Origin of the sequence: Phenylobacterium sp. Root700 (genome assembly GCF_001429025.1) — a bacterium.
GTDB lineage: Bacteria > Pseudomonadota > Alphaproteobacteria > Caulobacterales > Caulobacteraceae > Phenylobacterium.
Genome location: NZ_LMHT01000034.1, coordinates 320,881 through 346,784, shown reverse-complemented (window position 1 = coordinate 346,784; position 25,904 = coordinate 320,881). Strand labels below are relative to the sequence as shown.

21 protein-coding genes and 1 pseudogene are annotated in these 25,904 nt (G+C 68.7%); 9 read left to right on the top strand and 13 right to left on the bottom strand.

Features of this window, described 5'->3' with window-relative positions; all coding sequences use genetic code 11:
• Window positions 1–30 precede the first annotated feature (30 nt).
• Both thiD and ASE02_RS19375 read left to right on the top strand, forming a co-directional pair.
• Window positions 31–837: a bifunctional hydroxymethylpyrimidine kinase/phosphomethylpyrimidine kinase gene (gene thiD, locus ASE02_RS19380; protein WP_056736457.1), complete on the top strand. Its 807-nt coding sequence runs from the start codon at window positions 31–33 to the stop codon at window positions 835–837.
• Window positions 834–1,412, top strand: a complete 579-nt coding sequence (locus tag ASE02_RS19375; RefSeq protein ID WP_056736455.1) for a nucleotidyltransferase family protein — start codon at window positions 834–836, stop codon at window positions 1,410–1,412. Before thiD ends, ASE02_RS19375 begins: the two co-directional genes overlap by 4 nt.
• A gap of 110 nt (window positions 1,413–1,522) precedes the next feature.
• Here the strand turns inward: ASE02_RS19375 and ASE02_RS19370 are convergent, their stop codons facing one another.
• From ASE02_RS19370 to ASE02_RS19360, 3 genes are all read right to left on the bottom strand, one after another.
• Entirely contained in the window at window positions 1,523–1,984 is a 462-nt protein-coding gene (locus tag ASE02_RS19370) for a hypothetical protein (protein ID WP_056736453.1), read from the bottom strand.
• 200 nt (window positions 1,985–2,184) lie between these two features.
• Window positions 2,185–2,595, bottom strand: coding sequence for a hypothetical protein (locus ASE02_RS19365; protein WP_056736451.1), 411 nt, complete (start codon window positions 2,593–2,595; stop codon window positions 2,185–2,187).
• A 106-nt stretch (window positions 2,596–2,701) separates the two neighbouring features.
• Window positions 2,702–4,606, bottom strand: coding sequence for a hybrid sensor histidine kinase/response regulator (locus tag ASE02_RS19360; RefSeq protein WP_056736450.1), 1,905 nt, complete (start codon window positions 4,604–4,606; stop codon window positions 2,702–2,704).
• A 216-nt stretch (window positions 4,607–4,822) separates the two neighbouring features.
• On the opposite strand from ASE02_RS19360, the gene ASE02_RS19355 reads away from it, so the two are divergent.
• From ASE02_RS19355 to ASE02_RS22510, 5 genes are all read left to right on the top strand, one after another.
• A complete protein-coding gene (locus ASE02_RS19355; RefSeq protein ID WP_056736448.1) occupies window positions 4,823–5,158 on the top strand; it encodes a hypothetical protein in 336 nt (111 codons plus the stop codon).
• A 65-nt stretch (window positions 5,159–5,223) separates the two neighbouring features.
• Window positions 5,224–5,658: a hypothetical protein gene (locus ASE02_RS19350; RefSeq protein ID WP_156406133.1), complete on the top strand. Its 435-nt coding sequence runs from the start codon at window positions 5,224–5,226 to the stop codon at window positions 5,656–5,658.
• Window positions 5,659–5,839: 181 nt separating this feature from the next.
• Window positions 5,840–7,009 carry a phosphoserine transaminase gene (locus ASE02_RS19345; protein WP_056736444.1) on the top strand — a complete coding sequence of 390 codons (1,170 nt, stop codon included), beginning with the start codon at window positions 5,840–5,842 and terminating at the stop codon, window positions 7,007–7,009.
• 84 nt (window positions 7,010–7,093) lie between these two features.
• A complete protein-coding gene (gene serA, locus ASE02_RS19340) occupies window positions 7,094–8,668 on the top strand; it encodes a phosphoglycerate dehydrogenase (protein WP_056736442.1) in 1,575 nt (524 codons plus the stop codon).
• A gap of 53 nt (window positions 8,669–8,721) precedes the next feature.
• On the top strand, window positions 8,722–9,078 hold the full coding sequence (locus ASE02_RS22510) for a hypothetical protein (protein ID WP_056736441.1): 357 nt from the start codon (window positions 8,722–8,724) through the stop codon (window positions 9,076–9,078).
• Here ASE02_RS22510 and ASE02_RS22505 read toward each other — a convergent pair.
• From ASE02_RS22505 to ASE02_RS19305, 6 genes are all read right to left on the bottom strand, one after another.
• Complete coding sequence (locus tag ASE02_RS22505; RefSeq protein WP_056736439.1) at window positions 9,075–10,784, bottom strand: methyl-accepting chemotaxis protein; 1,710 nt, start codon at window positions 10,782–10,784, stop codon at window positions 9,075–9,077. The genes ASE02_RS22510 and ASE02_RS22505 overlap by 4 nt on opposite strands.
• Window positions 10,785–10,907: 123 nt before the next feature.
• Window positions 10,908–11,171, bottom strand: a complete 264-nt coding sequence (locus ASE02_RS19325) for a MoaD/ThiS family protein (RefSeq protein ID WP_235536760.1) — start codon at window positions 11,169–11,171, stop codon at window positions 10,908–10,910.
• Window positions 11,171–12,301, bottom strand: coding sequence for an exo-alpha-sialidase (locus ASE02_RS19320; RefSeq protein WP_056736437.1), 1,131 nt, complete (start codon window positions 12,299–12,301; stop codon window positions 11,171–11,173). The genes ASE02_RS19325 and ASE02_RS19320 overlap by 1 nt, the downstream gene beginning before the upstream one ends.
• Window positions 12,302–12,354: 53 nt before the next feature.
• On the bottom strand, window positions 12,355–15,570 hold the full coding sequence (locus ASE02_RS19315) for an error-prone DNA polymerase (RefSeq protein ID WP_056736435.1): 3,216 nt from the start codon (window positions 15,568–15,570) through the stop codon (window positions 12,355–12,357).
• Between the two features lie 127 nt (window positions 15,571–15,697).
• Entirely contained in the window at window positions 15,698–17,224 is a 1,527-nt protein-coding gene (locus ASE02_RS19310) for a DNA polymerase Y family protein (RefSeq protein WP_082602212.1), read from the bottom strand.
• Entirely contained in the window at window positions 17,142–17,930 is a 789-nt protein-coding gene (locus ASE02_RS19305) for an ImuA family protein (protein ID WP_056736434.1), read from the bottom strand. The genes ASE02_RS19310 and ASE02_RS19305 overlap by 83 nt, the downstream gene beginning before the upstream one ends.
• A gap of 133 nt (window positions 17,931–18,063) precedes the next feature.
• Here ASE02_RS19305 and ASE02_RS19300 point away from each other — a divergent pair, with 133 nt between their 5' ends.
• Window positions 18,064–19,587 carry a carboxylesterase/lipase family protein gene (locus ASE02_RS19300; protein WP_162257200.1) on the top strand — a complete coding sequence of 508 codons (1,524 nt, stop codon included), beginning with the start codon at window positions 18,064–18,066 and terminating at the stop codon, window positions 19,585–19,587.
• 51 nt (window positions 19,588–19,638) lie between these two features.
• Window positions 19,639–20,496, top strand: coding sequence for a Ku protein (locus ASE02_RS19295; protein WP_056736430.1), 858 nt, complete (start codon window positions 19,639–19,641; stop codon window positions 20,494–20,496).
• An 84-nt stretch (window positions 20,497–20,580) separates the two neighbouring features.
• Here ASE02_RS19295 and ASE02_RS19290 read toward each other — a convergent pair whose 3' ends face one another.
• The 4 genes and pseudogenes from ASE02_RS19290 to otsB form a co-directional block, all read right to left on the bottom strand.
• Window positions 20,581–21,006, bottom strand: coding sequence for an RcnB family protein (locus ASE02_RS19290; protein ID WP_056736427.1), 426 nt, complete (start codon window positions 21,004–21,006; stop codon window positions 20,581–20,583).
• A 117-nt stretch (window positions 21,007–21,123) separates the two neighbouring features.
• A complete protein-coding gene (gene ligD / locus ASE02_RS19285) occupies window positions 21,124–23,682 on the bottom strand; it encodes a DNA ligase D (RefSeq protein WP_235536759.1) in 2,559 nt (852 codons plus the stop codon).
• Between the two features lie 73 nt (window positions 23,683–23,755).
• Window positions 23,756–25,123, bottom strand: a pseudogene (otsA, locus tag ASE02_RS19280) (alpha,alpha-trehalose-phosphate synthase (UDP-forming)); the annotation flags it as partial.
• Window positions 25,120–25,872 (bottom strand): trehalose-phosphatase, encoded by a 753-nt coding sequence (otsB, locus tag ASE02_RS19275; RefSeq protein WP_056736422.1) that lies wholly within the window; start codon window positions 25,870–25,872, stop codon window positions 25,120–25,122. The pseudogene otsA and the gene otsB, both read right to left, overlap by 4 nt.
• Between the last annotated feature and the right edge of the window lie 32 nt (window positions 25,873–25,904).

Below are 25,904 nucleotides of genomic sequence, written 5' to 3'. Positions count from 1 at the left end.
ATTGCCGCCTCGCCGCGTTAATTCCGAGGGATGAATGAAGCCAAAGGCCGCGTCCTCATCATCGCCGGCTCCGACTCCGGCGGCGGGGCGGGCATCCAGGCCGACATCAAGACGGTGACCATGCTGGGGGGCTACGCCGCCACCGCGATCACCGCCATCACCGTGCAGAACACCCTGGGCGTCACCGGCGTGCATCCGATCCCGTTGGAGATCGTGGAGGCCCAGGCCCGCGCCGTGCTGGACGATATCGGCGCCGACGCCATCAAGACCGGCATGCTGGGCGATATCGCCATGGTCGAGACCGTGGCTCGCATCCTCGACAGCGCCCGCGCCACGCCGGCGGTGGTCGATCCCGTGATGGTCGCCAAGGGCGGCTCCAACCTGCTGGCGCCCAGCGCCATTGACGCGGTGCGCGCGCTGCTGATTCCGCGCGCCAGGCTGTTGACGCCCAATGCGCCGGAGGCCGAGGCCCTGACTGGTCTTAGCGTCCAGACCACCGACGACCTGCGCCGAGCCGGCGAGGCTCTGCTGAAACTGGGCGCGGCGGCGGTGCTGATGAAGGGGGGACATGTCGAGGGGCAGAGCGTCGTCGACGTGCTGATGACCGGGGACGGCGAGACCACCTTCGAAGGTGAGCGCATCCATACCCGCCACACCCACGGCACCGGCTGCACCCTGGCCTCGGCCTGCGCGGCGGGCCTGGCCCAAGGGCTGGCGCTGCCCGACGCGGTGGCGCGGGCCTGGGCCTATGTGCACGAGGCCATGCGCCAGGCGCCGGGCCTGGGCGCCGGCCATGGTCCGCTGGATCACGGATGGCCGCTGAGGGGCGTGCGATGAGTAAGGATCTCAAGCTGCGCCTGGAGGATATCGTCCGCGCGACGCCGAGCCTGATGCACGTGATGGCCGTGGCCCGCGAGCTGGACCTGCCCGACTGGCTGATCTTCTCCGGCGCGGTCTATCAGCCGGTGCTCAATCACTTGACCGGCCGTCCCGCCGACTACGGAATCCGGGACTACGATCTCGGCTATTTCGATCCCGCCGACACCTCCTACGAGGCCGAGGACGTGGTGATCCGCCGGGTGGCCGCCGCCTTCGCCGCGCCCTTCAAGGAGATGGTCGAGGTCCGCAACCAGGCCCGCGTCCACCTGTGGTTCGAGGACAAGTTCGCCGAGCCCTATGCGCCGCTGACCTCCAGCGGCGAGGCCCTGACCCGGTTCACCAGTACGGCGTTTTCGGTCGGGGTGCGGCTGGAGCCGAATGACGCCCTGACCATTCTGGCCCCCTTCGGCCTGGAGGATCTGTTCTCCCTGCACCTGCGGGCCAACCCGACCCGCCAGACGAACGGCTTCCTCCGAACCGCGCAAAGCGCGGCGCGGCGCTGGCCCGAACTGACGGTGGTGACGCCGGGCTAGGCGGCCGCCTTGAGCATCTCGGCATGCGAAAAGGGAGCGATCGCAAGGACCGCTCCCTTCCCGCCCTCACCGCCAGGACGCTCTCCCATCCCGGCGGAGGACCTCAGGCCTTAACGGCGATAGTCGTTGCCGTAGCCGGAGCCGTAACGGTCGCCGTCATTGCGCTCCCAGCGGATCTGCGCGGAGAGACGGTCGAAGCGGCGATCCAGATCGGCCCGCTCCCAGCCCGACAGGCCGTTGGCGCGATAACGGTGCTCCAGCCGGGCGATGGTCTGGAACTCGTTGCGCAGGCGATAGGCTTCACCGCGGGTGATCGAGCCGTTGCGGACGCCGCGGTCGATGCGGCGGTCGAGCTGCTCCTGGCGCTGGTTGATGTTCATCCAGCCGCGATCACCGCGTTGGTCGTAACGGGCGTCGCCGCGTTGGTCATAACGAGCGTCGCCACGTTGGTCGTAGCGGGCGTCGACATGCGCCGGGCGCTCGGCGCCCCAGGATTGAGCCGAGGCGGCGCCGGCGGATAGGGCCAGGAAGGACGCAGCGGTGGCGGCGAGAATGGTCAGGGTCTTCTTCATGGTCTTCTCCTCGGTCTTCTGGCCCCTGCCGCCGCTGTTGGGCGGTATCGGTCTGGGCCGGCTTGAGGAGGAGAGAACCACATCGGCCCTGTCGGCTTTCTGAGCCGGTCGTTGTTTTCGGTTCATCGGGCCGGGCCCTGGTCTGAAACGAAAAACGCCCCCGCATCGGGCGGGGGCGTTCGGCAAGCGAGGGTCGGGCGTTAGCGGCGATAGTTGTCGTAACCGTATCCATAGCCGTAGTCGCGGCTCGCCCGGTCGAGGCGGTCGGCCACCCTGGCCAGGCGCGCTTGAACGATGGCGCGTTCGCCCGGCGTGTAGCGGCCGTCGGCCCGGTAGCGGTAGGCTTGGTGCTCGGCCGAGCGTACCTGCCTTTTCAGTTCAGCGGCGTAGCGCCAATCGATCTGGCCGCGCCGCGCCGCTTGGTCGATCCGCCATTCCAGGCGACCGGCAAAGCGGTCGCCACGGTCGTAGCCATCATGGCCGTCATAGCGGTCGTAACGATCATAGCGGTCGTAGCGATCTGGCCATCCGCCATAGGGCTGAGCGGCGGCGGGAACCGCTGCTGCGGCGAGGGCGGAGGCCGCGGTCAGAGCAAGAACTAGCTTTTTCATCGTGGTCCTCCTGTGGACGTCGGCGTCGCAGGGCGGCGACGTGAGCGTCAGGAGACCATGGGAGACCTGAAACAGACCTGAGCCGGCTGTTGCCTGGCGTTCAGGTTCAGGCGGCGGCGGTGGCGTCCGACGCGGCGGCGCCGACCGTGGCGGCCTCGGTCAGGGCCCGGCTGATCGCCTCATAGAGCTTGGCGATCTCGATCGGCTTGGCCACGTGACCATCCATGCCGGCGGCGAGGTATTCCTCGACCTGATGGGATAGGGCGTTGGCGGTCAGGGCGATGATCGGCGTGCGGAACCGGCCGTTCTCGCGCTCGGCGGTGCGGATGGCGCGGGCGGAGTCGATGCCGTCCATCACCGGCATCTGGATGTCCATCAGGATCAGGTCGTAGGACCCGTCGCGCCAGGCCTCGAACGCGGCCTTGCCGTTGGGGACGATGTCGATCTCGATGCCCAGCGAGCCCATGACCGCGGCCAGGACCTGTTGGTTGGTCGGATTGTCCTCGGCGGCCAGCAGGCGCAGGGCGCTTTCGTCGGTTTCCTCGGCGGCTTGCGGCTGGGCGATCGCCTGGGGCGCCAGGACGCCGCGTTCCAGCGGCAGCTCGACGGTGAAGACCGAACCGCGGCCCTCGTGGCTCTCGACGCTGATCACCCCGCCCATCATCTGGGTCAGCTCGCGGCAGATGGCCAGGCCCAGGCCCGTGCCGCCGAACCGGCGGGTGGCGGAATTGTCGGCCTGGGTGAATTTCTCGAACAGGCTGGCCTGCTTCTCGACCGCGATCCCGACCCCGGAGTCGCGCACGGTGAGCCGCAGCGCGCCGCTGTCGGACACCACGTCGAAGCTGGCGGAAACCTCGCCCTGCAGGGTGAATTTCACGGCGTTGGAGAGCAGGTTGCCGACGATCTGGCGGATGCGGTCGGCGTCGCCGCGCCAGGCGCCGCGGGCGGCCTCGGCCACCTCGATCTTGAGATCCAGGTTCTTGGCGTCGGCGATCACCGAGAAGCTCTCGCAGGTCGGGGCGATCGCCGCCTCGAGGTCGAAATCGTCGACCAGCAGGGCCAGCTTCCCGGCCTCGATCTTCGACAGGTCCAGCACGTCGTTCAGCACGGCCAGCAGCAGGCCGCCCGACTGACGGATGACGTCCAGGCGTTCACGCTGCACCGGCGCCAGGTCGCTCATCGACATGACCTCGGCCATGGCCAAGACGCCGTTCAGCGGCGTGCGGATCTCGTGGCTCATATTGGCCAGGAACTGGGATTTCAGCACATTGGCGGCGTTGGCGGCGTCGCGCGCCTCGACCAACTCGCGCAGGGTGCGCTGAAGCGCCTGCTCGCGCTCGCCCAACTTCGCCAAAAGGTGGTTGAAGCTGTCGGTCAGGCTACGGAACAGGGCGTCGTCGGCTTCAACCTCAACGCGCGCGAAGCTGCCGCTGGCGGCGACGTCGCGCATGGCGTCGGACAGTTTGAGCACGGGGGCGATCACCCGTGAGGCGAGTCCTCGCGCCAGAAACAGGGCCACGCCGACGCCGCCGAAGAACAGCGCGCCGGTCAGGGCGATGAACTGCGGGAGCAGGGCGGTCAGGGCCGGGGTCTCGAAGGTCATGGCCAGGTCGCCGACCTTGACCCCATCGGACATCACCGGCGTGTGGATCGTATCCAGTTCGGCGGTGGTGGCCGGGCTCTTGCGCGTATAGGCGCCGATCGTCTTGCCCTTGGCGTCCAGCAGCCGCGCCTCGGTGACGCTGCCGTCGTTGGACAGCGTAGCAATGGCGGCCCTTGCCGCGGCGGCGTCTCCGCTCACCAGGCCGGGCGACGACAAACCTGCCGTGATGCCCGACAGCGCCATGTGCGCCTGGTGGTTCTGTTCGCGGGCGACCGCCCACTGCTGCAGCATGAACGTCAGGCAGGCGGCGACCAGCACCACGATCGTGGTGATCAGCGCAACGCCGGCGACCCGCGCATGGAAGGTCGCGTGGCGAGCGGCTCCGGTCTTGGGAGGCTGGTCTGTCATAGGCGCCCGAATTCCCGTCGAGCACTCCATCTAGGCCAATTCTACTAACGGTTCGCTTCCATCGGACTCCCTGGATACGCGAAAGTGTTGCCCAAAAGACACGGGCTCAACCCGTAGGCGATAAAATCGTGGTTAACGCGATATGAATCTCCTAGGTAGAATTTAACCTCTGGTTTACCTTAACAGCCGTTAAGTTAGTTTCCTCGGAGGGTTCCCATGGAAAAGGTGTTTGTCGCGCAACGCGTCGCGGCCAAGTTGTTTTCGACGGAAGCGGCTGTTGACCAAGCCATGGTTGAAGCCACCGAACTGCTTGCGGATATGCTCAAGGCCCGCACTGAGGTGAACGCCTCGCTCGTCTTCGCGGACGATGTGCAGGTGAAGATGGTTGAAGCCATCAAGGCGCTGGGAGAAGCCCGGACCGCCATGGTCGGCGTGCATGGCGAGCTGGCGGAAGCCCAGCTGCGCCTCGGTATTCGCACGAAGCTCGGCTACATGAACAAGCCGGCCTTCCTCGCCAAGACCGAAGCCACGACGATGCGCGAAGTCGGCTAAGGCCGCCTTGGTTGCAATAGTTTAACTGGTCCTGCGCCCCTAATGAGAGTTAGGGGCGTAAGATTATGCAGATTGCACCGATCGTAATTCTCCTGACGGTCTCCACCATGGGGATCTCGCTGTTCGCCCTCTGGAAGGGCGGCCCGGCCGAACGGCTGGGCGGCGCAATGGTCGGCGGCAATCTTATTCTCTCCATTCTCAGCGGGCTGCTCCTGCCGGAGTCGTTCGAACAGGTCGCCCGGCTCACCCTGGATGGCCTGACCGCGCTCGGCCTGCTGGTGATCGCCGTGCGCTATGCCAGCTTCTGGCTCGGCGGCGCGATGCTGCTCTACGCGGCGCAGTTCAGCCTGCATGCCTTCTACATGGTGACGGCGCGGCCCGTGGACCTGCTGCATATCAAGATCAACAACATGAATTTCCTGGGCATTAGCGCCTGCCTGGCCCTCGGCACGATCGTCGGCTGGCGCCAGCGCATCAAGGCTCGGAAGGCCGCCGCCTAAGGCTTCAGCCGGCCCGTGGGCGCCGCCCGGCTGGCGGGTCGCCTTGCCGACCGCGGCCCAGCTCGGCCGCACGGACCTCAAAAACTTTCGCTTGCACTCAGGTCGAAACCGGAGTTTCTCCGCCGCGGGCCACACCCCCCCAACGGGGTGCTGCTCATCTGTAAGGATGGGAGACATCGACATGACGACCCTCGCCAAGCCGGCAATGCGTCCGGCGCGCCCCGAGTTCTCTTCCGGCCCGTGCGCCAAGCGCCCCGGATGGAACCCCCAAAATCTCCAGAACGCCGTCCTCGGCCGCTCGCACCGCTCCAAGCCGGGCAAGGCGCGCCTGCAAGAGGCGATCGACCGCACCCGCCAGGTGCTGGAGGTTCCCGACGACTTCCTGATCGGCATCGTGCCTGGTTCCGACACCGGCGCCGTCGAGATGGCCCTGTGGTCGATGCTGGGCCCGAGGCCCGTGCAGTTGCTCGCCTTCGAGAGCTTCGGCAAGGATTGGGTTACGGACGTCGTCAAGCAATTGAAGCTTCCCGCCGAAGTCCTGGACGCGCCGTATGGCGAGCTGCCGGACCTCAGCAAGGTCCGCCCCGACGCCGACCTGGTCTTCACCTGGAACGGCACCACCTCGGGCGTCCGCGTCCCGAACGCCGACTTCATCTCCGCCGACCGTGAAGGCATCACCATCTGCGACGCCACCAGCGCCGCCTTCGCCCAGGACCTGGACTGGACGAAGCTCGATGTCGTGACCTTCTCCTGGCAGAAGGCGCTGGGCGGCGAAGGCGCGCACGGCGTGCTGATCCTGTCGCCCCGCGCGGTCGAACGGCTTGAGAGCTACACCCCGGCCTGGCCGATGCCCAAGCTCTTCCGGATGACCAAGGCCGGCAAGATCGCCAAGGACATCTTCGAAGGCGCCACCATCAACACGCCCTCCATGCTCTGCGTGGAAGACGCCATCGACGCGCTGAAGTGGGGCGCCTCGATCGGCGGCCTGGTCGAAATGCAGCGCCGCGCCGACTCCAACCTCGGGGCCCTCGCCGCCTGGGTGGAAAAGACCGACTGGGTGGACTTCCTGGCCGCTGATCCGGCCTCGCGCTCCAACACCTCGGTCTGCCTGAAGGTGGTCGACGCCCGCATCACCGCCCTGTCCGACGACGCCCAGGCCGACTTCGCCAAGAAGCTGGCCGGCGCCCTCGAAAAGGAAGGCGCGGCCCTGGACATCGGCGGCTATCGCGACGCCCCGGCCGGTCTGCGGATCTGGTGCGGCGCCACGGTCGAAACCTCCGACCTCGAGGCCCTGACGCCTTGGCTCGACTGGGCCTTCGCCTCGACCCTCGAAGCGCTCCAAGCCGCCTAAACACCTTTCGCGTCCTCGCGCCTCCACGCCCAAGAACCGCGTGGCCGAGGACGCATATCCCTCTATCCGTAAGGACACCCGCCCATGCCCCGCGTACTGATCGCCGACAAGCTCAGCCCCGCCGCCATCGACATCTTCAAGCAACGTGGCGTCGACGTTGATGTGAAGACCGGCCTCTCCAAGGAAGAGCTGCTCAAGATCATCAACGACTACGACGGCCTGGCCGTCCGCTCGGCCACCAAGGCCGACAAGGACGTGATCGCCGCCGCCCCGAACCTGAAGGTCATCGGCCGCGCCGGCATCGGCGTGGACAATGTCGACATCCCCGCCGCGACCTCCAAGGGGATCGTGGTGATGAACACCCCATTCGGCAACTCGATCACCACCGCCGAACACGCCATCGCCATGATGTTCGCCCTGGCCCGCCAGCTCCCCGCAGCCGACGTTTCGACCCAGGCCGGCAAGTGGGAGAAGAACCGCTTCATGGGCGTGGAGCTCTACGCCAAGACCCTGGGTCTGATCGGCGCCGGCAACATCGGCGGCATCGTCGCCGACCGCGCCAACGGCCTGAAGATGAAGGTCGTCGCCTACGACCCCTTCCTGTCGGCTGAACGCGCCGTCGAGATCGGCGTCGAGAAGGTCGAGCTGGAAGAGCTGCTGGCCCGCGCCGACGTCATCACCCTGCACACCCCGCTCACCGACAAGACCCGCAACATCCTGTCGGCCGAGAACCTGGCCAAGACCAAGAAGGGCGTGCTGATCGTCAACTGCGCCCGCGGCGGCCTGGTCGACGAAGCGGCCCTGCGCAAGGGCCTGGACAGCGGCCACATCGGCGGCGCGGCCTTCGACGTGTTCGTCGAGGAGCCGGCCAAGGACAACGTGCTGTTCGGCGCCGAGAACTTCATCGCCACCCCGCACCTGGGCGCGTCCACCATGGAAGCGCAGGAAAACGTCGCCCTGCAGGTGGCCGAGCAGATGAGCGACTACCTGCTCACCGGCGCGGTCTCCAACGCCCTCAACAGCCCGTCGGTCACCGCCGACGAAGCGCCGAAGCTGAAGCCCTTCGTGGCTCTGGCCGAGCGCCTGGGCGCCTTCGCCGGCCAGATGGTCGACGTCGAGGTCAAGGCCGTCGACATCGCCTATGAGGGCGAGGTCGCCAACCTCAACACCCGTCCGCTGACCGCCGCCGCCCTGGCCGGCGTGCTGCGTCCGATGCTGGCCGAAGTGAACATGGTCTCGGCTCCGGCCGTGGCCAAGGAACGCGGCATCACGGTGTCGGAGAGCAAGCAGGACGACAGCCCGATCTATGACAGCCTGGTGCGGATCACCGTCACCACGGCGCTGGGCAAGCGTTCGTTCGCGGGCACGGTCATGGCCGGCGCGCCGCGCGTGATCGAGGTCAAGGGCATGGACCTGGACGCCCCGTTCGCCTCCACCATGCTCTATGTGAACAACCTGGATAAGCCGGGCTTCATCGGCGCGCTGGGCGCTCTGCTGGCTGAAGAGGGCGTCAACATCGCCACCTTCAACCTCGGCCGCGTCTCGGCCGGCGAGGACGCCATCGCCCTGGTCGGCGTCGACCAGGATCCGGCCGACGAGTTGGTCGGCAAGATCCGCGCCCTGCCGCACGTGAAGGAAGCCCGCACCCTGCGGTTCTAGGACTTTACGCCCTCCCTTCCCGTAGCAATTCTGCGGGGAGGGAGGGCCTATTCATGGCTGACAAGTACACGCGCCCCATCGGCGGCGGGCGCGGACTTTGGTGGACGCAGCGGCTTTGGGCCCTGGCCGCCGAGCTTCCGGTGATCTCGGTGAAGCTCGCTGATATTCCTGAATTCGAGCAGGACTGCTGGTTCGTCGGACGCCACGTTCCGACCATCCGCGAAGTCGCCAAGCATGCGCAGCGGATCGCCCAGGCCGACCCCGCCTATCCCGTCATTCTTTGCGCGCAAGGCCGGTTGATGGACGGCGGCCATCGCGTGGCCAAGGCCTGGATGGCCGGCCACGACGAGATCGCCGCCGTCCGTTTTCCGGTGACGCCGGAGCCCGACGAGATCCTACCCGAAGGTTAGGCCGCCCTGGCGACGCGGCGTTCGGTGTCGACCGCGCCGGTGCGGAATTCTCTGATCATACGGGCCAGTTCGCCGGTCTCGCCGGCCAGGCCGTTGGCGGCGGCGGTGGCCTCTTCGACCATGGCGGCGTTCTGCTGGGTCACCTGGTCCATCTGATTGACCGCGACATTGACCTCGGCCAGGCCGGTGGCCTGCTCTTTGGCAGAGGCGGCGATGGTGGCGATCACGCTGTTGACCTCGGTCACCTGGACGACGATCCGCTTCAGGGCCTCGCCGGTCTGCGCCACCAGGCCGACGCCCAGCCCGACCTGTTCGCTGGAGGTCGAGATCAGCGCCTTGATCTCGCGCGCCGCCTCGGCCGAGCGCTGGGCCAGGGCCCGGACCTCGGAGGCGACCACCGCGAAGCCACGGCCGAACTCGCCGGCCCGCGCCGCCTCGACGCCGGCGTTCAGCGCCAGCAGATTGGTCTGGAACGCGATCTCGTCGATGACGCTGATGATCTTGGCGATCTCGCCGGAGGAGGTCTCGATGGCGCCCATGGCGTTGACCGCCCGGGTGACGACCTCGCCGCCATGTTCGGCGTCGGTCTGGGTGGAGGCCATGGATTGCCGCGCCCGTTCGGCGCCGGCGGCGGTCTGACGCACGGTGGCGGTGATCTGATCCAGGGCCGCTGCGGTTTCTTCCAGGCTGGCGGCCTGTTGCTCGGTGCGGCGCGCCAGATCGTTCGAGGCCTGGCTGATCTCATGGGTCCCCGAGCGGATGCCGTTGGAGGCCCCGGCGATCCCGCCCATGGTCGATTGCAGCTTGGCGACGGCGGCGTTGAAGTCGGCCCGCAGCTTCTCGTACTCGGCCGCGAAGGCGGTGTTGAGCCGGAAGGTGAGGTCGCCGGCCGACAGGTTCGAGAGGCCCTGGGCCAGGGCGCCGACCACCGCCTGCTGTTCGGCGGCGGCCTTCATGTCGGCGACGCGCTTGGCCTCGGCGACCCGTTCACGCTCCTGCGCGGCGGCGCGTTGTTCGTCGGCCAGCTTGGTCTCCAGCTCACGCTGCGCCGCGACTTGGCTCTCGTGTTCGCGTTGGGCCTGATCGAGATTGCGGCGCCAGGTGAGCAGGGTGCGGATCAGGACGAACCAGCCGCCGGCCATCAGCACCGAGCCGGCCAGGGTGAGCATCAGAGACCGGTGCTGGGCGGCGCGTGCGGAGGCGACGACGGCGGCGGTTTCGGCCTGCAGACCCTTGGCGAAGGTCTCGCCGCCGGAAAGATTGATCTGCTTGGCCTGGGTGTAGTCGGCGCCGTCCAGGATCGCCTGGGCGTCGGCCGGGGTCGCCGCGGCCAAAGCTTCGCCTTCCAGCTTCAACAAAGCCGCGTTCGCGGCGTCCGTCGTGCTCTTGTACTGGTCGCGAAGGGCGGGGCTGGCCAGGGCCTGGGCCGTGGCGACCGCCTTGTCGAACTGCGGCGAGAGCTGGTCATAGCGGGCCTTCCACTTCGGCTCGCCGGTGGCGGCGGCCAGCCGGGCCGAGCCAGTTAGGGCTTCGTCCAGTCGCGCCATTTCGCCCAACACCTGCGCGCCGGCCGTGGCGCGCTCGCTAGCGCCCGTCAGCTTTCCGCCGATGTTCTCGCCGGTCCAGATGAGCCAACCGATGAGGCAGGCGGAAACCGCGAGGACCAGGGCGATGGTGCGGGTGGGGAAACGAACTTCGGCGCTCATGGCTCTCTCTCGCCGCGCAGCGTGGATCGTGCGCGAAATCGCGGCGGGGCCTCGCATCGGGGCGGCTAATCGGGTGTAAACGCGGCCTCGATCAGCGGCGGACATTTGGTCGCAGTCGGTGCTTCAGCCTCCCGACAGCGCCCCGAAGATCAGCACCTCGTCGTGGTCGCCGACCGCGAGCGCGAGGTCCTGCGCGCGGTCGCCGTTGCGGAAGATGCGCATGTGGCGGCGGATGCGGTCCTGCTCGTCCACCACCCGGAACTTCAGTCCCGGAAACCGGGCGTCGAGATCGTCCAGCACGCGGGCGATGCTGTCGCCGGCCGCCTCTAGCCGGCTGACCCCCTCGGTGTAGGAGGTGAGCTGCGAGGGGATGAAGACCTGGACCATCAGAGCGGCGCCGCCACCACCGAATAGATCTCCGGCAGGTGCTGGGCGATGGTCCGCCATGACCCGCCCTCGTCGTCGCTCATCCAGACCTCGCCGTTGGTGGCGCCCAGATAGAGGCCGAGCGGCGCGGCCTGGTCGGCGCAGAAGGCCTGGCGCTTGACCGTGAACCAGCCCTGCTGCGTCGGGAAGCCGGCGTCCTGGCGCTCCCAGTTCGCGCCGGCGTCGCGGGTCCGATAGACGGCCGGCTTGCCGCCCGGACTGGTCCGCGGCCAGACCTCGGTGCCGTCCATCGGAAAGACCCAGGCGGTGTCGGCCTCCCTGGGGTGGGGGATGATGGTGAAGCCGATGTCACCGATCTCGGCGGGCATGGCCTGGCCGATCCGGTTCCAGCGCTCGCCCGGCCGGTCCAACCGGTAGATGCCGCAATGGTTCTGCTGCCAGATCCGGTCGGGCATGGTCGGGGCCAGGGCGATGTAGTGGGCGTCCTGGCCATATTCCGGATAGGGATCGGGCATGAAATTGGCCTCGACCCCCTGGTTCAGCGGCGCCCAGCTGGCGCCCTGATCGCGGCTCTCGAACACCCCGCCGGTCGAGGTGGCGATGTACATGTGCGCGGCGTCGCGCGGGTCGATCTGGATCTGGTTGAGCAGCGCCCCGTCCGGCGTGCCGCCGTCGGCCGGGCACCAGTTCCAGTACATCGGGTGGTCGTTGAAGCCGGCGACGCTGTCCCAGGTCGCGCCGCCGTCGGCGCTGCGGAACAGACCGGGCGGCGAGGTGCCCGCCCACCAGACCCCCGGCTCGCTGGCGTGGCCGGGCTCCAGCCAGAAGCTGTGATCGACCGCGCGGGCCGGGGCCTCGCCGTTGGTCGGCGCCTTGGGGAAGGCCGGCGGCTGCTGGGCCTCCGCCCAGGTTTCCCCGCCATCGGTCGAGCGGAAGATGGTGGGGCCGAGGTGTCCGGTGGAGGCCGCCATCAGCAGCGTCTTCCCGTCGCGCGGATCGAGCACCAGATGGTTGACGATGTGACCCAGGAAGATCGGTCCTTGGACCGACCAGGTCTTGCGCTCGGCGTCGCTGCGGTAAATCCAGGCGCCCTTGCGGGTGCCGACGAGAAGCTGAACTGCGGCGGACATGGCGTCCTCCCTGTCAGGGTTTCTTGGGCCCCACTCTACATGATCAAGGCGGGTCAGTGGAAATCGCGGCTGCGGACCAGGGCGCCGGTGACCCGGTTGTGGATGCGCGGGGCCGGGCCGTCCTCCTCCTTCATTTCCGACAGCCGGTGCGAGAGATCGGTGAAGCGGCGGGCGACCACGTGGACGACGTTGCTCTCGCTCTGGATCTGGCCGTGGACCACCAGGAACGAGGAGGTCATGACCAGCTTGCGATTGGCGTCGAAGGCGTCCTTCCAGACCACGATGTTGGCGATGCCGGTCTCGTCCTCTAGGGTCAGGAAGGTGACGCCCTTGGCGGTGCCCGGCCGCTGGCGCACCAGCACCAGCCCGCCGACGCTGACCAGCTTGCGGTCGCGCATGTGCGCCAGCTCGCGGGCCGGAACGGCGCCGAGGCTCTTCAAGCTCTCGCGGAAGAAGCCGACCGGATGGGCCTTTAGCGACAGGCTGGTGGTCCGGTAGTCCTCGGTCACCTCCTGCGGCAGGTTCATCAACGGCAGCTCCACCTGATGCTCGACCACACCCATGGCCGCCAGCAGCGGCGCGGTCTTCAGGCTGTTCGTCTCGTCGGCCAGCCCCTTCACCGCCCACAGCGCCTGGCGCCGGGTCAAGCCGAGGGAGGCGAAGGCGTCGGCCTCGGCCAGCAGTTCCAGCGAGCGACGCGACAGGCCCGCGCGGACCGCGAAGTCATCGATGCTGCGCACGCCGTCCTTGCGGGCCGCGACCAGGCGCCCCGCTTCCTCCTCGCTGAACCCCTTGATCTGCCGCAGGCCCAGGCGCACCGCGCGCAGCCGATCTTCCTTGGTCGCGGTCTCCAGGGTGCAGTCCCAGTCGCTGGCCAGCACGTCGGGGCCGCGCACCTCCACCCCATGCTGTCGGGCGTCACGGACCAGTTGGGCCGGCTGGTAGAACCCCATCGGCTGGCTGTTGAGCAACGACGCCAGGAAGGCGTCCGGCCAGCGCCACTTCACCCAGGCCGAGGCGTAGACCAGCAGGGCGAAACTGATCGCGTGGCTCTCCGGGAAGCCGTAGGAGCCGAAGCCCTCGATCTGCTTGAAGCAGCGCTCGACGAAGGCCGGATCGTAGCCGCGGCCTTTCATCCCCTCCAGGAACTTGGTCTCGTAGTCCCCGACATTGCCCAGGTGGCGGAAGGTGGCCATGGAGCGGCGCAGTCCATCGGCGTCGTCGTCGGTGAACTTCGCCGCCTCGATGGCGATCCGCATGGCCTGCTCCTGGAACAGCGGCACGCCGAAGGTCTTGCCGAGGATGCCCTCCAACTCGTCTTGAGGATGCTCAGGGCCAGGACGCGGATAGTCGATCAGGTCGCGGTTGTTCCGCCGTTGCAGGTAGGGATGGACCATGTCGCCCTGGATCGGGCCAGGACGCACGATCGCGACCTCGACCACCAGGTCGTAGAATTTCCGCGGCTGCAGCCGGGGCAGCATCGACATCTGGGCGCGGCTCTCGACCTGGAAGACGCCCACGGAATCGGCCTTGCAGAGCATGTCGTAGACGCCCTTTTCCTCCTGCGGAATGTGGGCGATATCGGTGATCTTGCGCCCCACCGTGGGGTCGTCCTGCGGGATCATGTCGAAGCTCTTCTTCAGCGCCGTCAGCATGCCCAGCGCCAGGATGTCGACCTTCATCAGGCCGATGGCGTCGATGTCGTCCTTGTCCCACTCGATGAAGGTGCGGTCCTTCATGGCGGCGTTGCCGATCGGCACGGTCTCGTCCAGCCGCCTCTGGGTCAGGACATAGCCGCCCACGTGCTGGGAGAGGTGGCGGGGGAACTTCAGCAGTTCGGTGGCCAGGCGCACCGCCCGGCGAATCTCGGGATTGGTCGGGTCGAGCCCCGCCTGGGTCACATAGCTGTCGGGCACCTCCTCGCCCCAGCTTCCCCAGATGGTGTCGGCGAGCGCGGCGGTGACGTCATCGGTCAGGCCCAGCGCCTTGCCCACCTGGCGGATGGCCATGCGCGGCCGGTAGTGGATGACGGTCGCCACGATGGCGGCGCGATCACGGCCATAGCGGCGGTAGACGTACTGCATCACCTCCTCGCGGCGGGCGTGCTCGAAGTCGACATCGATGTCCGGCGGCTCGCCGCGCTTCTCGGAGATGAAGCGGGAAAACAGCAGGTCCTGGTCGTCCTTGGTCGGGTCGACGGCCGTCACCCCCAGGCAGAAACAGACGCAGGAATTGGCCGCCGATCCCCGGCCTTGGCAGAGGATCTCCTTGCCCCGCGCCCACCGGACGATGTCGTGGACGGTGAGGAAATAGTTGGCGAAGCCCAGCTTCTCGATCAGGTCGAGTTCGTGCTGGATCGTCCGCCGCTCCTTCTCGCCCATCCCTTTTTCGAAACGCCACTCCGCGCCTTCCCAGGTCAGGTCGCGCAGGTGCTGGATCGCGGTCTTGCCGGGCGGCACCGGCTCATCGGGATATTCGTACTTAAGCTGCCCAAGGTCGAACTCGACCCGCTGGGCGATCTCGGCGCTGCGCTCGACCGCGCCGGGGAACCGGATGAAGAGCCGGTCCATCTCGGCGGGTGATTTCAGATGCCGCTCGCCATTGGCCTCTAGCCGTAGGCCGGCGTCGTGGATGGTGCAGGTCTCGCGGATGCAGGTCAGCACGTCCTGCAGGTTCCGGCGGTCGGGGCGGTGATAGAGCACGTCGTTGGTGGCGACCATCGGCGCGCCGGCGGACTGCGCCAGCGCCGCCAGCCGCGAGAGCCGATGCAGATCGCGCGCGCCATAGGGTCGCGACGCCGCCAGCCAGACGTCGCCGCGCAGGTCGCCGGCGATTTGGGTGAGCCGGCGCTCGAAGTCCTCGTCTAGCCGGGGGGGCGGGACGACGAGGATGAGCTGACCCTCGGAATGTTCAGTGAAATCGGCCCAGCGCAGGTCGCACTCGCCCTTCTCCGAGCGAAGCTGGCCCACGGTCAGCAGGCGGGTCAGGCGGCCATAGGCCTCGCGGTCGGAGGGGTAGCAGAGCAGCGACGGCGTGCCGTCGGCGAAGTCCAGGCGGCAGCCGGTCAAGGTTTTCACCGCCAGCGGCGTCCCTCTCAGCTTCCGCATCTGAGACCAGGCCCGGACCACCCCGGCCAGCGAATTGCGGTCGGTGATCCCGATGGCCGCCATGCCCAGGACGCCGGCTTCGGTCACCAACTCATGCGGGTGCGAGGCGCCGCGCAGGAACGAGAAATTGGTGGTGGTCTGGAGTTCGGCGTAGCGGGTCATGACGACGCCCGAGCCCCCTCCGTCGCGCTGCGCGCGCCACCTCCCCCAGAGGGGGAGGATCTGGAACGTCTTGGATGCTCCCCCCTTGGGGGAGCTGTCAGTGAAACTGACTGAGGGGGCGAGCGCCTCATCCGAACACCCCGTGCAGCCACCAGCGGGCTTCGGCGCCGGCGCTGTAGAGGCCTTCGCGGAACACCCAGAAGCGCGCGCCCTCCTGGTCCTCGACCCGGTAGTAGTCGCGCACGTGGCTGACGCTGATCGTGTCGATGTCGGCCCGCCACCATTCGGCGCCGATGCGCTCGGGCCCCTCGGCCTGGAGGACGCGGTGGACGCGCTTGCGCCACTGGAACTGGCGCGGCGGGTCATCCGGCGTCAGGGCCATGACGTTCTCCAGCGGCTCGGGCTGGCGGAACAGGCGCAGGGGACGCGGCGCCTCGGGGTTCCAGCCGCCGCCCGTCGCCGGCTTCAGCGGGGCGGCGTGGCGGCTCGACTGTTCGGGGACGTGGCTCGCCACCGGCGCGGCTTTCCAGACCCGGCCCTCGCCCAGCCGGTTGGTCAGGCGGTCGACCAGGGGGGCGAGGCCGTCCTCGACCGCCGCCTCGGTGCTGGTGTCGAGCCGGACCTGGCGGCCGGACACCGGCTCTACCGCCTCGGCCTCCAGAGTCACCACGTCGATCCCAAAGTCGGGGTCGATGGTCTCCAGCTTGGGGGCGAGCAGCTTGGCGATGCGGACTGGATCGCGGCCGGCCAGCGACAGGCCGATGGTCAGGGGAAGGGCCTTTCCGTCCACCCGGTGGAAGGCGATGACGAAGCGCTTGGCGCCATGCCCCTCGCGCTCCAGCCGGGCGCAGAGCTTGGCGGCGACATCGAAGCTGACCCGCTGCAGGTCCTCCAGCGCGCTGATCGGTTCGAAGAAGGCCAGCCGCGCGAACCAGGGATGCGGCGGGCGACGGAAGGTCAGGGCTTCGTCGGCGCGGCCCATGGCCTGGTCCAGCCGGATCAGGGTCTGCTTGCCGAACCGGCGGGCCAGCGGCGCGCGCGGCAAGCCGATGATCTGGAACAGCAGGCGCAGGCCCAGCCGTTCCATCTGGGCGGCGGCCTGCGGCTCCAGCCGCAGGGCGGCGGGCGGCAGATAGGCCAGCAGGTCGGCCTGGCCGTTCGGCGGCGCGATGATCTCCGCGCCCTTGCCATGGTGGGCCAGGGCCCAGGCCGCGCCGGGCGTGTCGGCGACGGCGCAGCGGAAATACAGGCCGTTGGCGGCCAGCCGCGCCCGGAAGTCGGCCACCAGTTCTGCCTCTCCCCCCCACAGGTGCGAGACCCCGGCGATGTCGAGGAAGAGGCCGTCCGGCGCATCGGGCGCCACGGCGGGGGAATACCGGACAGCCCAGTCGACCAGGGCGGTGAGGGCGGCGGCGTCGGCCTCCGGCTCGGCCTCGGCGGTGACGAGACCCGGGACCAGGGCCATGGCGTCGGTCGCCTTCTGGCCGGCGTGCAGCCCCGCGGCGCGCGCGGCCTTGTCCACCGCCGCCAGCCGGCGCGCGCCCTTGACGGTTTCGATCAGGCCGAAGGGCTCAGGCGGAGAGTCTGACGGGTTCCGCCGACGCCAGTTGGCGATCGCCCAATTCGGCGACCAGGCGCAGAGGATGCGGGCCATGTCCGGCCTCCCAGGTGAATGCGGTTTGGGCCTCCATCAGCCAGGCGCCGGTGCGGCCGCCCCGGCAGCGTTCCAGCTCGACCCGCCAGCGCGGCGGGCCGAGGCCAAATTCCCCGGGGCCAGGCTGGCTGGCCGCCGGGGCGATCTTCCAGCGGGTGGCCGCCGCTGAGCCGGAAGCGGTCTTGCGCTCCTGCCCGCCATAGGGCCGGCGGCGGATCACGAAGCCGGTGGAGCCCCGCTTTTCGCAGGCCAGCTGCAGCCGCCGGCCGGCGGTGAGGTCGACGGCCTCCACCTCGGCGAAGACCGCGGCGACGCCGACGCTGGCCAGGGCGTCCTCGGCGATGGCCAGGGCCTCGGCCTCGTCACGGGCGCAGACCTGGATCAGCCGCTCGGCTGGAAAGCCTAGGCCCGCCAGTCCCGGCGCGAATAGGTCGTCGCGGCGCAGCACCCAGACCGCCTCGCCGCGCTGGGCGAGCGGGGCGGCGACCAGGGCGGCGAAGGCGGCCGGCGAGGCGGCGGTCTCGACCTCCATCCCGGCCCCGGTGAACTCGTGCCATTGGCCCAGAGCCAGGCCGCCGCCCAGAAAACAGTCGTCGATCTGGGGCGTCCCGAACGGCAGGGATTCAGAGTCCGCCCGTCCGCCCGCTTCGAGGGCGGCGATCTTCGCCTTGAGCGCCGCCAGGCGGCCGTCGCGAAATCCGGACATGGCTCCTTGATCCTTTGTTCTCATTTTGTTCTAGATTTGCGGGCGCAAGAGTCAAGCACCTCACGGTGGAGTCGCCTTGACCTGCGCCCCCGCCGGCCGAATGCTCGCCGGCCGTCGGGTCAGGGGAAACGCCATGCTGCGAATGGGTGCGATCGTCTTGGGCATGCTGGCGCTGGCCACGGCCGCTCAGGCCCAGAGCGTCACGGTCAAGGTCGAGAGCGGCGTGTTGGCCGGGACGCAGACCGACCGGGCGGCGATCTTCAAGAACGTCCCCTACGCCGCCCCGCCGACGGGCGCCCTGCGCTGGGCGGCGGCGAAGAAGCCGCTCGCCTGGAAGGGTGAGCGCGACGCCAGCAAGAATGGCGTCTCCTGCCCTCAGCAGATGAACGCCGACGGCTCGCCCAATTCCGGCAGCGCCAATGGGCCGGTCAGCGAGGATTGCCTGCAGCTCAATGTCTTTGCGCCCCCAAACGACAAAATTGGGGCCGCGGCCAAGGCGCCGGTCATGGTCTGGATCCACGGCGGCTCGCACCGCACCGGCGCGGGCTGGATCTATGACGGCCAGAACTTCGCCCGCGACGGCGTGGTGCTGGTCTCGATCAACTATCGCCTCGGCCCGCTCGGCTACTTCGCCCACCCGGCCCTGACCAAGGCCGCCGGCAAGGCGCCGGTCGGCAACTACGGCCTGATGGACCAGATCGCGGCCCTGGAATGGGTCCAGCGCAATATCGCGGCCTTTGGCGGCGATCCGAAGAACGTCACGGTCTTCGGCGAAAGCGCCGGCGGCATGAGCACCCTGGCGATCCTGGCCACGCCCAAGGCCAAGGGCCTCTATCAGAAGGCGGCGGTGCAGTCGGGCGGCGGCTGGTTCTCGCCCTCCACCCTGGCCGGCAAGGAGGCGGACGGCGTCGCGGTCGCCGCCAAGCTCGGCCTGGAGAACGCCACCGCCGCCGATCTGCGCGCTGTTCCCGCCGACCGCTTGATCGCGCAAACCCTGAGCGGCGACTACGGCCCGTTCGTCGACGGCCGGCTGCTGAAGGAGACGCCCTCCCAGGCCTTCGCCGCCGGGCGCGAGAGCGACGTGCCGCTGATCATCGGGGCCAATTCCGGCGAGGATTCGCTAATCGGCCGCAGCCTGCCCAACGCCTCGGCCCTGGCCGCGGCGATACCGGCGGCGGTCAAGGCGCCCTACGCCGCTGAGGCCGCCAAGGGCGACGAGGCCCTGGTGCGGGCGGCGTTCGGCGACCGCTACATGGTGGGGCCGGCCCGCTGGGTCGCGGCCGAGGCGGCGGATGGCGCGCCCGCCTGGCTCTACCACTTCTCCTATGTCGGCTCGCGCTTCCGGCCGATGGGCGTGACCAGCGCCGCCCACGCCGCCGAGATCCAGTACGTCTTCGAATATTGGGGCCGGCGCACGCCCGAGAGCATGGTGGCGGCCGACGACAAGGCGATGGCCAAGCTGATGCACGGCTGCTGGGTCGCCTTCGCCAAGACCGGCGCGCCCCGGTGCGACATCGACTGGCCGGCCTATGGCCGCGCCAGGGATCAGCTGGTCGAATTCGGCGCGCAGAGCGGGGTGCGCGAGGGCTTCCGCAAGGGCCAGCTCGATGTCCAGCAGGCGCTCGTCCTGCCGACCTTGGGGCTGCCGGCGAACTGAATCGCTAAGCTCGGCGTTTCCTGACTCTGATCAGCTCCGCGGAGTCCGGACATGGCCACGCGCCCCACCTGGCAGGGCTATCTGCGCCTGTCGCTCGTCAGCTGCCCCGTGGCCCTCTACACGGCCACTTCGCGCAGCGCCGACGTCTCGTTCAACATGCTGCACAAGCAGACCCACAACCGCATCCGGATGATCCCCACCGATCCCGAAACCGGGCCGGTCGAGCGGGCCGATATCGTCAAGGGCTACGAGATCGAGAAGGGCCGCTACGTCGTCGTCACCGACGAGGAGATCAAGAACGTGCGGCTGGAGACCACCCGCACCATCGACATCGAGCGGTTCGTCGACGAGGCCGACATCGACCGGCTCTATTGGAACGATCCCTATTTCCTGGCCCCCGACGGCGAGATGGCGGTCGAGGCCTTCAGCGTCATCCGCGAGGCGATGAGCGGGGCGGGCAAGGTGGCGCTGGCCCGGGTGGTCATGCACCAGCGCGAACGGGTCATGGCGCTGGAGCCGCGCGACCAGGGCATCGTGGCCTACACCATCCGCTCCAACAGCGAGGTGCGCGATCCGGCCGAGTTCTTCGGGAGCATTCCCGACGTGAAGGCCGACACCAAGATGGTCGCCATCGCCGAGAAGATCATCGACCAGCTCGAGGGGCCGTTCGACGCCAGCGAGTTCACCGACCGCTACGAGACCGCGCTGCGCAAGCTGATCGCCGAGAAGGAAAATAACCACGGCGTCACCGCGCCGGTCGCCGAGCCCAAGGAGGCCGAGGTCATCGACCTGATGGAGGCCCTGCGCCGCAGCCTGGGCGAGGGCGGATCACGCCGGAAGGCCGCGCCGCGCGCGCCGGAAAAGAAGCCCGCCGCACGAAAAACGCCCGCTCGGAAGCGGGCGTCTTAAGCTCACCAGANACTACGACTCCTGCTGCAGCCCCCTCCGTCGCGCTTCGCGCGCCACCTCCCCCAGGGGGGAGGATCTGAAGTCCTACTGGAACATGCCGACGATGACCGAGGCGATCAGGCCGGTGGCGGCGGCGGTCAGGACCACGTCGTTGTCGACGCGGGTGTAGTAGTAGCCGCGGGGCGGCGCGCGCAGGCCGTAGTGGCGATAGTCGACCCGGTAGCGGTCGGCCCGGTACGACGGGGGTAGGCGGTCGCCGCGGGTCCACTGGCGGTGATAATAGCCGTGCGGACGCTGATAGGCGCTGGCGCGATAGCGGTGGTCGGCCTTGCGGACGTCGCGATCGTACTTGCGTTCGGCCTTATCCACACGGCGGTCGTACTGCTGCTCGGCGCGGCGGTCGTCGCGGTGATCGCGATGGCCATTGCCATTACCGTAAGGCTGGGCGCTGGCGGCGCCGGCTCCGGCCAGGACCGACAGGGCGATGGCGGCGGTCAGGATCTTCCTCATGGCGATCTCTCCTTCTCAAACTGTTGCAGCCATCATGGCGGGAGGCCGCTGAGCCCAAGCTGAACCATCGTGGTCGGGTTAGGTTCATCTTCGCGCCCCAGATGAGGCCAACTTGTTTCAGCCCAGACGCTTGATGGCGGTTTCCAGGGGCCGTTCGCTGGCGGCGTAGTCGGCCCAGGCGGTGGTTTTCTTGAGCAGGGCGGGCGCGGTGCGGATCGTGTAGCGCAGCGGATCCAGGCCCGCCTTCACCTGGCTCCAGGTCAGTGGAAAGGAGACGGTGGCCCCGTCCCTGGCCCGCGGCGACAGCGGCGCGACGGCGGTGGAGAGCCGGTCGTTGCGCAGATAATCCAGGAAGATCCGGCCATCGCGCAGCTTCTTGGCCATGTTGACCACGTAGCGATCGGGCTCGTCGGCGGCCATCGCCTCGCAGAGCTGCTTGGTGAAGGCCTTGGCGGTCGGCCAGTCGAGCTTGCCCTTCGGCGGGCTGAGCGGGGTGACGACATGCAGCCCCTTGCCGCCGGTGGTCTTGCAGAAGGCGGTCAGGCCCAGCTCCTCCAGCCGGTCGCGCACGTCGCGGGCGGCGGCGACCACGTCGTCGAAGGTGACGCCCGGCCCGGGGTCGAGGTCGAAGATCAGCCGGCCCGGCGTCTCCGGTTCATGCGGTCGGCAGTTCCACGGGTGGTATTCGGTCGCCCCGATCTGGGCCAGGGCGGCGAGCGCCTCGGCCCGGTCGACCTGCAGATAGGGCGCGTGATCGCCGCTGACCTGCACCTGCTCGATCAAGGGGGACGAGCCCTTGCCCGCGTGGCGCTGGAAGAACTGCTCGCCGCCGATCCCGTCCGGCGTGCGGATGATCGAACAGGGCCGGCCCTCGATGTGCTCCATCATCCACGGGCCGACCGTTTCCAGGTAGCGGGCCAGTTCCAGCTTGGTCACTGGCTCGACTGAGTCCGCCGAGTTCGGCCATAGCGCCTTGTCGGGGTTGGAGATGGTCACGCCCATGACGACGGGTTCACCCATGCCGGACTTTCCTTTGCTGGCCGCCGGACGCGGCGTGGGTTCGGGCGTTTCGGCCTCCACCTCCTGGGCGGGCTTGTCCTCGCGCAGGCCCTTGAACGCCGCCTGGCGGACATTGCCGTCGCTGGTGAAGCCCGCGAACTCGATCTCGGCCACCAGCTCTGGCTTGGCCCAATGGACGTTGGGTTCCTTCGGCGGAGCGTTCGGGCCCTTGAACGGACTGGAGCGGCTGGCCAGCGCCTGCAGTTTGGGCAGCACGCGCGCGACGGCCCGGCTCCCAAAGCCTGTGCCGACCCGGCCGACATAGACGAGCTTTCCGTCGCGGTGGACGCCGGCCAGCAGCGAGCGGAGCTGACCTTTCTCGCCGGTCCAGCCGCCGATCACCACCTCCTCGCCGGGGCGGGACTTGGCCTTGGTCCAGCTCTCCGAACGGCCCGAGCGATAGGCGGCGTCTAGTTTCTTGGAGATCACCCCTTCCAGGTTCAGCCGCCGGGCCGACGCCCAGACCGCGTCGCCCGAGGTCTCGAAATGCTCGACATAGCGCAGCCGCCGATCATCGCCCCCCAGCAGCAGCTTCAGCGCCTCCTTGCGCCGCCGCAGCGGCAGGCCGCGCAGGTCGCCCCCGGCGGCGAACAGCAGGTCGAAGGCGAAATAGACCAGCGTGTCGGTCGCGCCGTCCGACAGCGCCGCCTGCAGCGCGGGGAAGCTGGGCTGCCCCTCCTGGTCCAAAGCCACCGCCTCGCCGTCGAGGATGCAATCGGGCAGATCGGCCGCGGCCTTGGCGATGGCGCCGAACCGCTCGGTCCAGTCCAGGCCCTTGCGGGTGCGGACCACGGCCTCGCCGTTCTCCACGCGGATCTGCAGTCGGTAGCCGTCGAACTTGACCTCGTGGCCCCAGCCGGTTCCCTGCGGCGGCCGTTCCACCGACTTGCACAGCTGCGGCAGGACGAAGTCGGGCAGGGGCGCGGGCCGCAGTTTCGGCGGCGCCGACGCCAGCAGCGGCTTGGTCGCGGGGGTCTTGTCCTTCGGCTTGCTCTGCCAGACGTCGTCGGCGCGGGCCTTGGCCTTGCCGGCCTTCATGAACGGGGTCGGGCCCTTGCCCTTGCCCTGCGCGATGGCCTCCATCGTCCGGCCCGAGGCCACGGAGCTGGCGTTGTCGGTCAGCAGGGCGTCGGCGTCGCCCTCCTGGGCGAAGGCGTCGCGGTGCTTGATCAGCAGCCAGTTCTCGCGCTTGCCGCCGTCACGATCGTGCTTCATCCGTACAAGGACGAAACCGCCGTGCAGGCGCTGGCCCTCCAGCACGATCTTCAGATCGCCCTTCTCCAAACCCTCGTGCGCGTCGGTCCCCGGCTCCGGCGCCCAATAGCCCCGGTCCCACAGCATGACCGCGCCGCCGCCGTACTGGCCCTTGGGGATCGTGCCTTCGAAATCGCCATAGTCGAGCGGATGATCCTCGACCTCGACCGCCAGCCTACGATCGTGTGGGTCGAGGGAGGGTCCCTTGGTCACGGCCCAGGACTTGAAGACCCCGTCCAGCTCCAGTCGGAAGTCGTAGTGCAGTCTCGTCGCCGCGTGCTTCTGGATCACGTAGCGCAGGCGTTTCGACGGCCGGGCTTTCTTCTGGCCGCTGGGCTCGGCGGTCCGGGTAAAGTCTCTCATGGACTGATAGCGGGCGAGCTTGTTCGCCATAGAGCGGTCCCTCGGCGGCTTTGCGCGGGACGCCGGTCCGCACGGCGGCGAGCGCGCCGACATAGGCGTCGCGCCAGGCGGTGACGTCCTCGCGCTGGACGTTGTCGAAGAGAGCGCGCCAACGCTCGATTCGCTCCGCCAGCTCCATGTTCAGCGCGCGGTTCAGCGCCTCGGCGATGTCTTCGGGGCTGTTCGGATTGATGATCAGCGCCGCCTGCAGCTGGTTGGCGGCGCCGGCGAACCGCGACAGCACCAGCACGCCCGGATCGTCCGGGTCCTGGGCGGCGACGAATTCCTTGGCCACCAAGTTCATGCCGTCGCGCAGCGGCGTGACCAGCCCGACCTTGGCGGCGCGATAGACGCCGGCCAGCTCGTCGCGGCGGTAGTTGCGGTTCACATAGCGGACCGGGTTCCAGTCGATGTCGGCGTACTCGCCGTTGATACGGCCCGACAAGGCGTCCAGCCGGGCGCGGATCTCCTGATAGGCCTCGACGCCCTCGCGGCTGATCGGGGCGATCTGCAGCATCAGCACCTCGCGGCGCAGCTCGGGATGATCGGCCAGCAGCCGTTCGAAGCCGAGGAATCGCTCCTCCATGCCCTTGGAGTAGTCGAGCCGGTCGACGCCGACGATCATCTTGCGGAAGGCGGTGTGCGCGGCCATCACGTCATAGGTGCGGTTGGCCCGCTCCGAGCGGACCATCTCGCCGAACTCGACGGCGTCGATGCCGATCGGGAAGTCGCCGACCTGCACGGTGCGGCCGAAGGCGCGCAGGGCGCCGTCGCCCACCGCGACGCCGTGCGCCTCGCTCAGCACGTATTCCTCGAACGCCTGGCGGTATTCCGGGGTCTGGAAGCCGACCAGGTCGTAGGCGAACAGCGCCTCCACCAGCTTCTTATGGCGGGGCAGGGTGGTGATCAGCTGGTGCGCCGGCCAGGGAATATGCAGGAAGAAACCAATCCGGTTCTTCACCCCCAGCCTGCGCAGCTCCCGGGCCATCGGGATCAGGTGATAGTCGTGGATCCAGATCAGGTCGCCGTCTTCGATCAGTGGCCGCAGGGTCTCGGCGAACCGCCGGTTCACCCGCTCATAGCCCTCGTTGAACGAGCGGTCGTAGGCGGTCAGGTCCTGGCGATAGTGGAACAGCGGCCACAGGGTCTTGTTGGCGTAGCCGTTGTAATACTCGTTGAGGTCGGCCTCCTCGAGATCGACCGTGGCCACGGTCACGCCCTCGACCCGCTGCAGGTTCAGGTGGCCGTTGAATTCCGGGGTGGTCTTACCGCTCCAGCCGAACCACAGGCCCGAATATTCCCGCAGCGCGGCGGCCAGCGCCATGGCCAGGCCGCCGACGGTTTCATCGCCCCGGCCGCTGGGCGGATTGACGCGATTGGAGACGACGATCAGGCGGCTCATCGCGCCGCCTCCAGCCAGGACAGCGCGGTCTCCACGCTGTCCATCCGGTAGATCGCCGTGGTCTTGCGCTGGGGCCCGACCAGGACGCCGTAGCCGCCCAGCTGGCGCACCGCGAAGAAGCCGTGCTCGTCGGTCAGGTCGTCGCCCAGGAAGATCGGCCTGGCGCCGCGGAACGGCGCCTCGGTCATGAAGGCGCGGATCGAGTCGCCCTTGCTGGCGCCGGGCGTGCGCAGCTCCACCACCATGTCGCCAGGTTGCAGGGTCAGGCCCGTCACCGTGGCGAGCCTTTCGGCCAGGTCGATCGCTTCGGGCGCGCGGTCGGGCGCCTGGCGATAGTGCAGGGTCAGGCTCAGCGCCTTGTCTTCGACCAGCAGGCGGCTGTCGCCGTCGGCGAAGTCGCGCAACGCGGCCCGCGCCGCGGTCAGACCCGGATGCGGCGCGGCCTCGCCGATCACCCCTTGGGCGTCGCGGCGGACCAGGCCGTGGATGGCGGCCACACAGGTGACGCGGCTTTCGAGAATGTGATCGATTTCCGACAGCGAGCGGCCGCTGACCACCGCCAGGCGGCCGGACAACCGCTTATCCAGCGCTTCCAGCAGGTTCGTGCGGCGCGGATCGGGCTGCACGTCTTCGGGGCGCTCAGCGATGGGCGCCAGCGTGCCGTCCAGGTCCAGAAACAGGGCGGCGCCTTCCAGCGCCAGCCGTGTCGGGGGCTTTTCCAGCCCGATGCTCAGCTCTTCGATACTCATTTTGCTTCCGCCCGACAGCCGAACGGACAACG